The organism is Xanthomonas arboricola pv. juglandis, from assembly GCF_905367715.1.
Taxonomy (GTDB): Bacteria; Pseudomonadota; Gammaproteobacteria; order Xanthomonadales; family Xanthomonadaceae; genus Xanthomonas; species Xanthomonas arboricola.
In genome coordinates this window covers 4,777,480-4,791,306 of record NZ_HG999362.1, presented here as the reverse complement: position 1 = coordinate 4,791,306, position 13,827 = coordinate 4,777,480, and the positions used below count along the sequence as shown (strand labels likewise).

Genomic DNA, 13,827 nt, shown 5'->3' with positions numbered 1-13,827 from the left:
AGCGCACCCCTTCCGCACGGCCTTTGCTGCATGTCCGATTCCCGGCGCGTTCCAATCACTTTCCAGGGCCTGATCCAGACCCTCAACCAGTACTGGGCCGAGCAAGGCTGTGTGCTGATCCAGCCGCTGGACCTGGAAGTGGGCGCAGGCACGTTCCATCCGGCCACCTTCCTGCGCGCACTGGGACCGGAGCCGTGGAATGCGGCCTACGTGCAGCCCTCGCGCCGCCCCACAGACGGCCGCTACGGCGAAAACCCCAACCGCCTGCAGCGCTATTACCAGTACCAGGTGGCGATGAAGCCCAACCCGGACAACATCCAGGACCTGTACCTGGGGTCGCTCAAGGCTCTGGGTATCGATCCGCTGGTGCACGACCTGCGCTTTGTCGAGGACAACTGGGAATCGCCGACGCTCGGCGCCTGGGGCCTTGGCTGGGAGGTTTGGCTCAACGGCATGGAAGTCACCCAGTTCACCTACTTCCAGCAGGCCGGCGGACTGGAGTGCAAGCCGGTGCTCGGTGAGATCACCTACGGGCTGGAGCGGCTGTGCATGTACCTGCAGAGCTGCGACAACGTCTACGACCTGGTGTGGACCTACGGCCCGGACGGCACGCCGGTGAGCTACGGCGATGTCTATCACCAGAACGAGGTGGAGCAGAGCGCCTACAACTTCGAGCATGCCAACGTGGCCGAGCTGTTCCATCGCTTCGACGCCTGCGAAGCCGAAGCCAGGCACCTGGTCGAGGTCGGTCTGCCGCTGCCAGCCTACGAGCAGGTCACCAAGGCCAGCCATGCGTTCAACCTGCTGGATGCGCGCCGCGCGATCAGCGTCACCGAACGCCAGCGCTACATCCTGCGCGTGCGCGCGCTGGCGCAGGGCGTGGCGCAGGCGTATTACGCACAACGCGAGAAGCTGGGCTTTCCCGGAGTAAAGAAGTAACCAAAGCCCCTCTCCCCCGGGAGAGGGGTCGGGGTGAGGGGACGGAGGCGCAGTCCTCCTGCACCCAAACTCCACAGAGCTTCGCCTGCACCCTCATCCGCCTCTTCGAGGCACCCTCTCCCGGTGGGAGAAGTGACCAGCAAATCCCTCTTCCCCCCGGGAGAGGGGTTGGGGTGAGGGGACGGGGCGCAGCCCTCCTGCACCCAAACTCCACAGAGCTTCGCCCGCACCCTCATCCGCCCCTTCGGGGCACCTTCTCCCGACCGGAGAAGGGAACACGTAAAGGTCCACGTCTTATGAGCGAACAACTTCCCCTGCTGATCGAAATGGGCACCGAAGAGCTGCCGGTCAAGGCGCTGCCGGGTCTGGCGCAGGCTTTCTTCGATGGCGTGCTGCACGGTCTGGAAAAGCGCGGCGTCGCGGTCACCCGGGGAGATGCCAAGCCGCTGTCCACACCACGCCGCCTGGCGGTGCTGCTGCCGGGCGTGGCTACCGAGCAGCCCGAGCAGCGCTCCGAAGTGCTGGGCCCGTATCTCAACATCGCGCTGGATGCCGAAGGCAAGCCGACCAAGGCGCTGGCCGGTTTCGCCGCCAAGGCCGGGATCGACTGGACCGCGCTGGAGCGCACCAGCGACGCCAAGGGCGAGCGCTTCGTGCACCGCGCGGTGACGCCGGGCGCGCGCACCGCCGACCTGCTGCCCGACATCCTGCGCGAAGCCATCGCCGCGATGCCGATCCCCAAGCCGATGCGCTGGGGCGCGCACGAATACGCCTTCGCACGGCCGGTGCAATGGCTGGTGCTGCTGTTCGGCGACAGCGTGGTTCCGGCCGAGCTGCTGGGCGTGCGTGGCGATCGCCTCAGCCGCGGGCACCGCTTCATGCATCAGGGCGAGGTGTCGCTGGCGGCACCGGGCGACTACGTCGAGGCCTTGCGCGCGGCGCATGTGCTGGTGGATGCGGACGCACGCCGTGCGCGCATCGTCGAAGAGGTCGAAGCCGCCGCCAGGCAGGCCGGCGGCAGCGCACGCATCAGCGACGACAACCTGGAGCAGGTGGTCAACCTGGTCGAATGGCCGTCTGCGGTGCTGTGCAGTTTCGAGCGCGACTTCCTGGCGGTGCCGCAGGAAGCGCTGATCGAAACCATGGAGATCAACCAGAAATTCTTCCCGGTGCTGGACGACGGCGGCAAGTTGACCGAGCAGTTCATCGGCATCGCCAATATCGCCTCCAAGGACGTGGCCGAAGTCGCCAAGGGCTACGAGCGGGTGATCCGTCCGCGGTTTGCCGATGCCAAGTTCTTCTTCGACGAAGACCTCAAGCAGGGCCTGGAGGCGATGGGCGCGGGCCTGGCCAGCGTGACCTACCAGGCCAAGCTCGGTAACCTGGCCGAGAAGGTGGAGCGCGTGGCCAAGCTGGCCGAAGCGATTGCGCCGCAAGTCGGCGCCGATCCGTCGCAGGCGCGCCGCGCTGCGCAGCTGGCCAAGAACGATCTGCAGTCGCGCATGGTCAACGAATTCCCGGAGCTGCAGGGCATTGCCGGGCGTCATTACGCCAAGGCCGCAGGTGAGCCGAGCGAGATTTCGCTGGCGATCGACGAGGCCTACCAGCCGCGCTTTGCCGGCGACGACATCGCACTGTCGCCGCTGGGCAAGGTGCTGGCGATTGCAGAACGGCTGGATACCTTGGCCGGTGGCTTTGCGGCCAGTTTGAAGCCGACCGGCAACAAGGACCCGTTCGCGCTGCGGCGTAATGCCCTGGGGCTGGCGCGGACGGTGATTGAGAGTGGGTTTGATCTGGATTTGAAGGCGACGCTGGTGACTGCGGTCAAGTTGCTGCCGTGGGATCGCCTCGTGCGAACAGCGACGCTTAAGAACGAAGAAACGGTTTCTGCTATCGATTCCGCGCAATACGCACAACTCGCTTCTGAAATCTTCGACTTCATCCTCGACCGCCTACGCGGCTACTACGCAGACAAGGGCGTTCCTGCCACGCACTTCAATGCGGTCGCTGCCTTGTTCTCGGTCGCGCCCGAGGGCGCTCCTACAGGGCCTGTAGGAGCGCACCTGGGCGCGACCCACGGTTCCCTCTACGACTTCGACCGTCGTATCGATGCGATCGGCATCTTCGCCACGCTGCCCGAAGCCGAAGCCCTGGCCGCAGCCAACAAGCGCATCCGCAACATCCTGCGCAAGGTCGAGGGCGAGATCCCCGGCGACATCGACACCACGCTGCTGCGCGAACCGGCCGAAGAAGCCCTGGCCGAAGCGGTGGAAGCGGCAATCGGCGATACCGGCGATGCATTGCACCGGCACGACTACGTCGCCGTGCTCGCGCGCCTGGCGCGGTTGCGCCCGCAGGTGGACGCGTTCTTCGACGGGGTAATGGTCAATGCCGAAGACGCGCAACTACGCGCCAATCGCCTGGCCCTGCTGAAGAAGCTCGGCGACCGCCTCGGCAGCGTCGCCGCCATCGAGCATCTGTCCAGCTGATGGCCGCGTCCGCCGGCGCGGTGCACTGGCAGACCGCGCAGGCCGCGTTGGCACGCCGCGACCTGGGTGTGGCGGCGTCTGCGTTGCAGGCGCTGCTGGAGGTGGAGCCGGCGCATGTGGCGGCTCGCGTGCTGCTGGCCGGCACCGTGCTGGCCAATGGCAGGATGCGCGAGGCGGTTGCGCAGCTGCGGCTGGCGGCAGGCGATCTGGGCGACGACGTGGCGATGCGTTGCCGCGTGGCGCAGGCCTTGTTGCGGGTCGGCGAGCATCGCGCACTGCATGCCTTGCTGCGGCACCCATCGGTGACGCAGTGCCAGGACGGCGCGACCTTGGCTCTGCTCGCGCACGTGCATCAATCGCTGGGCGAACATGTCGACGCACTGGCGATGATGCAGCGCGCGCAGGCCTGCGGATTCGATGGACCGGATTTCCGGTTTTTTCTAGCGGTGCAGTTGCAGTTCAATGGTCGCCTCGATGAAGCGGCGCAGGCGCTGGAGCATGCGCTGGCGCACACGCCCGGCTATGGCCGCGCGGCGTTGACGCGTGCGCGCCTGCGCCGGCAGAGCGCCAGCAGCAACCATGTGGAACAACTGCGTCAACAGTTGCAGCTCGCCAAGCCCGACAGCGAAGATCGCGCCGGGCTGGCGTTCGCGCTGTACAAGGAGCTGGAAGACCTCGGCCAGACCGAGGCCGCATGGGACGCGCTACAGCACGGCAACGCGGTGATGCATGCACGCCTGCGTCATGACGCCGACGCCGAGGCGGCGTTGTACGCGCAGCTGGGTGCGCTGGCCGGCCAGGGCGTGTTCGCTGCGCAGCAAGCCCCCGTCGCACACGGCCCGCAACCGATCTTCGTGCTCGGTTTGCCGCGCTCGGGCACCACGGTGCTGGAGCGGATGCTGGGTAATCATTCCCAGATCGTGTCGGCTGGCGAGTTGAACGACTTCGGCCATCAACTACGCTGGGGCGCCGACCAGGCCGGTCGCAGCCTGCTGGATGCGCGGCTGCTGCAGGCCTTGCCGACGCTGGACTACGCGCAGATCGGCGCGCGTTACCTGGAACAGACGCAATGGCGGGCCGGATCGGCACGCTGGTACATCGACAAGTTACCAGCCAATGCAGTGGCGATCGGCGCGATTGCGCGCGCCTTGCCGGGGGCATTGATCGTGCATCTGGTACGCGAGCCGATGGCGGTGTGCTTCTCCAATTACCGCGCGCTGTTCGGCGACTCCTACGCCTACAGCTACGACCTGCGCACGCTGGCGCGCCACTATCAGGCGTATCACGCCCTGATGGCGCAGTGGCGCGCGGCATTGCCGGGCCGGTTGATCGATGTGGACTATGCGCAGATGGTGCGCGATCCATCCGCGGTGTTGCAGCAGTTGATGACGCGCTGTGGGCTGCAGATCGAGCCCGGGCAGATCGATATCACCCGCAATGCGGCCGCGTCGGCCACGCTGAGCAGCGTGCAGGTACGCGAAGGCGTGCATGGGCGCAACGTCGAAGAATGGCGGCGCTACGCCGCGCAGCTGGAGCCGCTGCGGCAGGCCTTGTTGCATGCCGGCCTGATCCAGACCGACGCACGCTGACAACGGCCAGCGAAACGACGCGGAGACGCCGCCGCGATGTATGCGCTATGCCCGCAATCGAAAACGCCTACGTGTCGCCAGCCTCGTCGTGTCTGGCCACTCCAAGTTCGCCCACTCGCAGCAGCGGCGATCCCCAAGCGCTCGATCCAAAAACGCTTGTCTCAAAACGCCAACGGCAGCCCCGTGGCTGCCGTTGGCAAATACCGCCCTGGCTGACTCAGTGCGCGCCGAAACGCCAGTTGAGCTCCAGCATGTAGGAACGTCCGTAACCGGTGTAGTTGAAGATGTTGTAGTACGGATAGCTACTGTAGGTGCGATCGCGCGGCGGCCGGGTGTCGGCCAGGTTGTTGACCGTCGCCGTCAGCGAGATGTCGTCGTTGACCGCATAGTCCAGCGTGGCATTGAGCGTGGTCCACGCACCGACCTTGCGTGCGCCTTCCACCGCATAGCCATCGGTGCTTTGCTGTGCGGTGAAGTTGGGCGTACGTCCGTAACGCTGGCCGAACAAGGTGGTGGTCCACGCATCCTTCTGCCAGGTGATCGAGGCATTGGTGATGCTGCGGAACTCGGAAGAGAAGAACGGCTCGCTCAGCAGGTCGCGCACCGGGTCTTGTGGGAACTGCTGACTTTCATGCTTGAGCGTGAGGTTGTATTGCGCGTCGAACACGAACAGGCCCCAGGAGTCGGTAGCCAGGTTGTAGGTCGCCTTGGTCAGCACGCCGGAGATTTCCTCGTTGGAAATATTGACCGGATTGATGCGGATGTTGCTCAGGCGATTGGGTACCGGCGCATCGGCGGCCGTGCGATCGATGCGCGACAGCGCGTCGACGCAGGTCGGCGAGTTGATATCCAGGGCGCCGAGCCGGCAGGCCGATTCGTTCTGCAGCAGGGCATCGGTGCTCAGGTCGCTGACCTTGTCATCGATCTTGATGTTGTAGTAATCGGCGTTGACGCTGAAGCTTGCGCTCGGCGACCACACCACGCCTGCACCCCAGGACTTTGCGGTGATCGACTTCAGATCCGCATTGCCGGACCGACGGCCCTGGATGCTGGTGCCGCCATAGGTGCAGTCGGCGATCGGCACGTTGGGTTCTTCGAGTGCGCAACGGTAGTAATCGTTGACGCCCTGGAAGAAGCCGCTGTCGCCAGCGAAGGAAAACGCCATGTCCGGTGCCTTGAACGCGGTGGCGTAGTTGCCGCGGAACAGCAGCGAATCGATCGGACGGAATTCCAGCGCGGCCTTGTAGGTGACCTTGGAATCACCACCGCCGCCCTGGTTCTTGTAGTCGTCGTAGCGGCCCGACAGATTGGCGGTCAAGGTGCTCAGGATCGGCACCCGCATTTCGAAGGCCGCCGCCCAGTTCTCGCGCTTGCCGCTGCCCTGGGTGCCGGTCAGCTGGTAGAAGTCGCCAGCGATCACGCGTTGGTCGGTCGGGTTGGTCCAGTACTGATTACCGGCCTGCACCACACCGGCGACGCCGACCGCACCGGCCGGCAGGTTGAACAACTCGGTGTTGGTCAGCTGCAGGTTGACGTTCTGGGTCCAGGTCCGGGACTTGGTACGGATTTCGTCGTTGAAGCTGCGGTACTGCGCCGGCGTCAAGGCGCGATAGAAGTTGGCATCGTTGGGTGAATAGATCGGGTAGCCGTAGTACTCGCCCTGCGGAGCGCCAAGGAACTGTTCGCGGAAGAAATCTTCGATGCGGTCGGCCAGTGGCCACTGCTGACGGCTTTCGATTCGATATTCCGAGCGTGCGTAGTAGGCATCGTAGGTCCAGTTGCTGGCACCCAGGCCGCCTTTCAGGCCAAGCGCGATGTTGTAGGAGTCGGCAGTCTGGCGGTCGTTGTTGAAGTTTTGATTGCCGGTTTCCTCCGGCGCAAAGATGCGTTGATAGCTTTCGAGCTGCTGGCTGTCCTGATTGTAGAAAAAACCACCGGTATCGGAGGATGTCTGCCAGAAGCGGGGGCCACTATTGACCTCGACCTTGGTGCGATTGAGCAGCAGGGTCGAGTACAGCTCGACGTTATCGTTGAAGGCATAGCTCAGGTTGGCATAGCCGCTGGCGCTGCGTTCCTTGTTGAGGATGCTGGCGTAGCCCGGCTCGGTGCGGCTGCTGCAGAAGTTGCCGCGGTTGGCGCGGTTGTCGTACTGCACCGAGCCATTGAACAGCGGTCCCAATGCAGCGCAATTTTCGGCGCCCGGATCGAGATAGGTGGCGGGCAGGTTATGCAAGGCAATGCGTGAGCCGTAACGCAGGGTCGGGTCAGGATTGTCGCTGGTGGAATCGAAATCGCGGCGCTGGTAGCCGTAGATCGGATCCTGATTGTTGAGCTGCAGGCCCCACACGATGTTGGCGCCACCGATTTCGTTGCCACCGGTGAGCTGGAAGCGCTGGTTGTTGCCGCCACCCCCGTCGTAAGTGCCCATGCGGTAATTCATCTGCACGCCGTCCATGCGTTTCTTCAGGATGATGTTGACCACGCCGGCAATGGCGCTGGAGCCGTAGATCGAGGACTGGTTGCCCGGCGCCGCGTCGATGCGTTCGACCATGCCCACCGGCACGCTGGCCAGGTCGACGAAATTGCTCTGGCCGTTGTAGAGCAGTGGGTAATCGGCCATCGGCCGGCCGTCGATCAGCACCAGGGTGAAGCCGGGGTCCAGGCCGAGCAGGCTTAGCGATTTGGCGCCGGCAGTGAAGCCGCCACTGAACTGACCGTCCTGGACCGAGCCGGTGGCCATCGGTTGCGAGCGCAGCACGTCGTAGACGTCCTTGAAGCCGCGGCGCTGGATGTCCTGGGCGGTGATCGAAAACACCGGGGTCGCGGTTTCGACCTGGGACCGGGGAATCAACGACCCTGTCACCGTGACCTTGTCCAGTTGAGTCACTTCACCTGAATCCTGTGCCATCGCAAGCGATGGCATGGTCAGGGCGGTGCACACGGCGGTGACCAGCAAATGACGTTTCATGAAACGCACCTCTCTCTCCAAAGGTATGAACGGGCGCGCGGCAATCGGGGGGCCGCACGCAATGGGTGTCAACGAAACGTTAACAACGTGCCGACTGTACCGAGTTCTATCCGATGCCGTATAGGCGTGTTTCTTCAGTTTTTTTGTCCCTTCACGCCCAGGCTGGGTATCCTTTGCCGATGCTTAAAGCCGCGTTTGCTCTCTCCCTGCTGTGCACCCTGTTCGTTCCGCTGCAAGCGGTTGCCCGGGCGACCATCGACAAGATCGAAATCAAGGGCTTGGACGACGACGCCGATGCCGAGATGATCGAGAACATCGAGGTCTCCCTGTCTCTGTATGAGGCCGTCGGCAAGGAGCAGGGCGAGTCGCGACTGGAATATCTGCTGGCGCAGGCCGAACGACAGACGCGCGAGGCGCTGGAACCGTTCGGCTATTACTCGCCCACCATCGAGCTGGCCGCGCCGCGCACCGGCGACAAGGTGACGGTGGTGATCACCGTGGAGCGCGGCGAGCCGGTACGCGTGCGGCAGTCGCATATCTCCATTACCGGCTGGGCCGAGCAGGACCGTTACCTGGGCCAGGATCTCAAGCAGTTCGAACCACGCGAAGGCCAGGTCTTCAGCCATCCGCAGTACGAAGCGAGCAAGGTGCGCATCACCCGCCGGCTGGCCGAGCGCGGTTACTTCGATGCCGACTTCACCCAGCGCCGCGTCGCGGTGACGCGCGCCGAGCACGCCGCCGATATCGATCTGAACTGGGACAGCGGCCGCCGCTACGACATGGGCAAGGTGCGCTTCGACTACGACTACTTCCGCCCCGGCCTGTTCGAGCCGCTGGTGTATTGGGACGAGGGCAGCTACTACCACGAAGGCAAGCTGGATCGCCTGCGCGAGTCGCTGACCAAGCTGGATTACTTCAGCACCATCGACATCCAGCCCAAGCCGGAAGAGGCCGACGATCAGGGCCGCGTACCGGTGGATGTGAAGCTCACCCGCGCCAAGCGCACTGTCTACACCTCCGGCTTGAGCTACGGCAGCGAGAGCGGCGCCGGTGTGCGTGGCGGCGTGGAGCGGCGCTACGTCAATTCGCGCGGCCACAAGATGGACACGCAGCTGGATTACGCGCAGAACCGCAAGAGCCTGACCACCAGCTACCGCGTGCCGGCATTCCGCTGGCTGGACGGCTGGTACACCGCCTCGGCGCGGCTCTACGACGAGCAGACCGAATACATCGACCTGCGCAACGTCAAACTCACCGGCAGCCGCAGCGGCCAGATCAACGAGCGCTGGAGTGCGATCGCCTCAATCAACGCCTTACGCGAGCGCTGGCGGTTCAGCAGCGGCAGCGATTTCACCGATGCGGTCTACGAGACCTCCACGCTGATCTATCCGCAGTTGCAGGTCAATTACGTCAATGTCGACGACCGCCTGTTCCCGCGCAGTGGCGTATCCGGGCAGGCGTTCATCCGCGGCGGTGCCGAAGGCGCCGGCTCGGATACCAATTTCGGCCAGCTCTACGGCCAGCTGCGCTGGTTCCTGGGGGCCGGCGACAACGGCCGGGTGATCCTGCGCGGCGAAGGCGGCACCACCTGGACCAGCGACTTGGTGGCGATGCCGCCGAGCCTGCGCTTCTTTGCCGGCGGTGCCAACAGCATCCGTGGCTATGCCTTCCGCGAAGTCGGCCCGCGCACGCCCAAGCCGGACGAATTCGCGCTCGGTGCCAAGAACGTGGTCACCGCCAGTGCCGAATACGAGCATTACCTCAAGGGCGGCCCCTGGGGCGGCGCGGTGTTCGTCGATAGCGGCAGTGCCTTCGACGACACGCCCGACTGGCACACCGGTATCGGCTTCGGCCTGCGCTGGCGCTCGCCGGTGGGCCCGGTGCGCGTGGACATCGCGCATGGCCTGAACGACCCCGACTCGCAGTTCCAGCTCTATATCGATATCGGGGCCAACCTGTGAGCACGCCGACGCCGACGCCACCCCCCGCACCGCGCCGCGCGCGTTTCTACCGCCGCCGCCGCTTCTGGGTGGGCTCCGGGCTGACCGTGCTGGGCCTGGTGTTGCTGGCGCTGATCGCGGTGTACTGGCTGCTGCAGACCGTGGCCGGGCGCGACGTGTTGCTGGCGCAGGTGACCGCGCGCCTGCCGGTCGGTGCCACCTTTACCTACGGCAAGGTCGAAGGCCCGGTGGCCGGCCCGCTGACCTTGCGCGATGTCGATTTTCGTTATCAGGACATCCATTTCACCGCCGAGCGTGTGTACCTGGAACCGGACCTGCGCCCGTTGCTCGGGCGCAAGCTGCAACTGGATGCAGTGCAGGTCAGCAATGCCAGCCTGAATCTGGGCAAGAGCGAGGAGCCGTTCACGCTGCCGAGCTGGCCCGAATCGCTGCCGCAGATCAACGTGCCGCTGGCGATCCAGGCCGACAAGATCGCCGTGGAAAATCTACGCATCACCCAGCTGCAGCAGCCGATGATCGTCCTGCACAAGGTACAGGGCGGGCTGGAAGTGGCCACCGGCGAACTGCGCACGCGCAATCTGGTGGTCGATACCGACATGGGCGACTTCCGCCTGCACGGCGACTACGTGCCCAACGACGATTACCGCGCCGACCTGACCGCCACCGCGGTGCTGCCGGCCGCACGTGGGCGCACCCCGGCCAGCCTGGGGCTGGTCGCACGCGGCGATCTGGACAAGATGGAAGTGGCCATCGCCGGCCGCGCGCCGGCCCCGCTGCAGGCCAGCCTGGTGTTCACCGGGCGCGACGATCCGACCTGGGCCTTCAAGGCCGTCACCGAAGCGCTGGATACCTCGCTGCTGACGCCGGCCACCAATGGGGAGTACGCCGCCCCGGCCACACCGATCGCGCTGAACCTGCAGGCCTCCGGCAAGGGCGGCAACGCCGACCTGCAAGGCAGCGTCAAGCAGGGCGAGCTCAGCGCCACCTTGCAGCCCTCGCACATCAGCCTGCTGGACCAGGTCATCACCGTCGAACCATTGGTGATCGATGCCTTCGAAGGCCGCGCGCAGTTGCGTGGGACTGCCGATTTCCGCGACACGCAGAATCCGAGTTTCCGTTTTGCGGTCAATGCCAGCGGCCTGCGCTTCACCCCGACGCCGGACCCGGCCACCCCCGATGCGCCGGTGGTGCCGGTGGAACTGGTCGATGCGCGGCTGGGCGTGGCCGGTAACCTGAAGGCGTGGGCGGCGATCGGCCGCGCCACGCTGGAGCGCGACGGGCAGCAGGCCGCGCTGGTGTTCGACAGCCGCGGCAACGATCAACGTGCGCAGCTCAAGCAGGTGCAGGCCAAGACCCCGGGCGGCTCGCTCGATCTTACCGGCGAGGTGGGCTGGACCCCGGAGCTGCAGTGGGATGTCACTGCCCAGCTGGCCAAGTTCGATCCGGGCTACTTCGCGCCGGGCTGGAACGGCAATCTCTCCGGCAAGGTCGCCTCCAAGGGCCGCCAGTTGCCGGCACCGGCCGGTGGCGTATCGCCGGGCTTCGAGGCCACGGCGGATATCCCGAGCCTGACCGGCCAGCTGCGTCAACGCGCGCTGTCGGCCAACGGCAAGTTCGCCCTGCGTGGTGAACAGGGCGAGGGCCAACTGCAGCTGTCGCTGGGCAATAGCCGCATCACTGCCAAGGGCAAGGTCGGCGACCAGCTGGATATCGCCGCGCAATTGCAGCCGCTGCAGCTGGACGATGTCTTGCCCGGCGCCACCGGCACGATGCGCGGGCAGCTGCAGGTCAGCGGCCGTCGCGACGCGCCCGACATCACTGCCGACCTGGTCGGCAACGGCTTGCGCTGGAACGACTACAGCGCGCAGAGCATCAGCTTGCGCGGGCGTTTGCCGTGGCGCGGCAGCGACGGGCAGCTGGCCTTGCAGGGCACGGCGATCGAAGCCGGCGTGGTGCTGGACAGCGTGCGCGTGCAGGCACGCGGTGCGGTGGAAGCGCTGCGCCTGGATGCCGATATCGCCAACAGCATGGCCAACGTCGCGCTGCAGGGCGATGTCCGTCGCAATGGCGAGCGTTGGCAAGGCCAGGTCGCCACGCTGCGGATCGCACCGGCCAAGGGCGATGCCTGGGCGTTGCGCCAGCCGGCGCAGTTCAGCACCGATGGCGCCGCGTTTACGCTGTCCGACACCTGCCTGGGCGCGGCCACCGGGGGCGCGCTGTGCGCCAGCGCCAACTGGCCGCGCGAAGGCATGGTGGTGCACGGCGATGCACTGCCGCTGTCGCTGGTGCAGCCGTGGCTGCCCAAGCAGGAGGGGCGGCAGATCTATCTGCGTGGCGATTTGTCGCTGGACGGCAGCTTCAAGCCGCGCGGCAATGCCTGGGAAGGCTCGTTCCGCATCGCCTCGCCCGAAGGCGGCATTCGCCTGGGCGAAACCCGCTACGCGGCGGTGGCCGGCAACCCCAATCGCGGCGAGTTGCTGCGCTACGACCAGTTCAGCGTGCAGGCCGATTTCACCCCGCAGCAGATCCAGGCCAAGCTGGGTATCGGCTTCCAGGGCGCCGGCTTTGTCGATGCCAAGTTCAACACCGGCTGGGATGCGTACGCGCCGCTCAACGGCGAGCTGTATCTCAATATGTCGCGGCTGTACTGGCTCGAGCTGGTGGTGGCCGATGTGGTGCAGCCCAAGGGCCTGGTCGAAGGCCATGTGAGCCTGCGCGGCACCCGCGACAAGCCGCTGCTGGGCGGCGATGCCACCTTGAGCAATTTCACTGCCGAATATCCGTCGATGGGTTTGACCCTGAGCGAGGGCAAGGGCCGCTTCGACGCGCTACCGGATGGCTCGGCCAAGATCACCGCTTCTGCCAAGTCGGGGCAGGGCACGCTCAACATCGATGGCGGGCTGTCGTGGTTCGGCACCAGCACGCCGTTGCTGCTGAATATTCGCGGCGAAAACGTGCTGGCCTACAACACCAGCGAGTTGCGCATCATCGCCAACCCGGACATGCAGTTCGGCATCACCGACAACACCATGCAACTGCGTGGCAAGGTCACCGTGCCCGAAGCCGACATCGACCTGGAACGCCTGGATCGCGGCACCTCGGTATCCGAGGACGTGGTGGTGCTGGACCCGGTGGATCCGGAAGAAGCACCCGCTTCGCCGCTGGATATGGATCTGGCCATCGTGCTTGGCGACAAGGTCAACATGAGCGGCTTCGGCCTGAAGGGAGGGCTGAGCGGGCAGATGCAGATCCGCGCCCGCCCGGGCCGCGAGATGACTGCCAACGGCGGGCTGGACGTGCGCGGCCGCTACAAGGCCTACGGCCAGGATCTGACCATCAGCCGCGGCCAGCTGACCTGGAACAACAACATCGTCTCCGACCCGCGCGTGAGCCTGCGCGCCGAGCGCAAGGTCGGCGATGTCACCGCCGGCATCGACGTCAGCGGCCGCGCCGAATCGCCGCGCGCCGATGTCTGGTCCGAGCCGGCGATGTCGCAATCCGAAGCGCTGTCGTACCTGGTGCTCGGCCGCGGCCTGTCCACCGCCAGCAGCGACGAAACCCAGCAGGTCAGTGCTGCCTCGGCTGCCCTGTCGGCTGGTAGCAGCCTGATCGCCTCGCAGATCGGCGCCAAGCTCGGCCTGGACGAAGCGGGGGTGAGCGAATCCAGCACCGTCGGCTCGGTCGTGGGCTTCGGCAAGTATCTCTCGCCAAAACTCTACGTCGGCTACGGCGTCTCGATGGTCGGCAGCGGCTCGGTCCTGACGCTGAAATACCTGCTCAGCCGCGGCTTCGATATTGAAGCGGAATCCAGCACGGTGGAGACCAAGGGCTCGGTGAACTGGCGGCGGGAGAAGTAGGCTGCGTCCGACGCCCCGATTTTT

The 13,827-nt window shown here is 65.6% G+C and carries 6 protein-coding genes; 5 read left to right on the top strand and 1 reads right to left on the bottom strand.

The genetic code is table 11. The annotated features are described in order from the left end of the window. Positions 1–30 precede the first annotated feature (30 nt). The 3 genes from glyQ to KHN93_RS20650 all read left to right on the top strand — a co-directional run bounded on the left by glyQ (position 31) and on the right by KHN93_RS20650 (position 5,017). On the top strand, positions 31–939 hold the full coding sequence (gene glyQ, locus KHN93_RS20660) for a glycine--tRNA ligase subunit alpha (RefSeq protein WP_039513568.1): 909 nt from the start codon (positions 31–33) through the stop codon (positions 937–939). Positions 940–1,235: 296 nt separating this feature from the next. Beyond that, positions 1,236–3,428, top strand: coding sequence for a glycine--tRNA ligase subunit beta (gene glyS / locus KHN93_RS20655; protein ID WP_211921282.1), 2,193 nt, complete (start codon positions 1,236–1,238; stop codon positions 3,426–3,428). Further along, the gene (locus tag KHN93_RS20650) at positions 3,428–5,017 is read left to right on the top strand and encodes a tetratricopeptide repeat-containing sulfotransferase family protein (protein ID WP_211921280.1); all 1,590 of its coding nucleotides are present in this window, start codon (positions 3,428–3,430) and stop codon (positions 5,015–5,017) included. Before glyS ends, KHN93_RS20650 begins: the two co-directional genes overlap by 1 nt. Positions 5,018–5,234: 217 nt before the next feature. On the opposite strand, the gene KHN93_RS20645 is transcribed toward KHN93_RS20650, so the two are convergent. After that, entirely contained in the window at positions 5,235–7,925 is a 2,691-nt protein-coding gene (locus KHN93_RS20645; RefSeq protein WP_212579693.1) for a TonB-dependent receptor domain-containing protein, read from the bottom strand. Between the two features lie 239 nt (positions 7,926–8,164). Between KHN93_RS20645 and KHN93_RS20640 the strand changes: the two genes are divergently transcribed. Both KHN93_RS20640 and KHN93_RS20635 read left to right on the top strand, forming a co-directional pair. After that, positions 8,165–9,946 carry an autotransporter assembly complex protein TamA gene (locus tag KHN93_RS20640; RefSeq protein ID WP_016903873.1) on the top strand — a complete coding sequence of 594 codons (1,782 nt, stop codon included), beginning with the start codon at positions 8,165–8,167 and terminating at the stop codon, positions 9,944–9,946. Then, positions 9,943–13,803 (top strand): translocation/assembly module TamB domain-containing protein, encoded by a 3,861-nt coding sequence (locus KHN93_RS20635; RefSeq protein WP_104560310.1) that lies wholly within the window; start codon positions 9,943–9,945, stop codon positions 13,801–13,803. The genes KHN93_RS20640 and KHN93_RS20635 overlap by 4 nt, the downstream gene beginning before the upstream one ends. Positions 13,804–13,827: the final 24 nt, after the last annotated feature.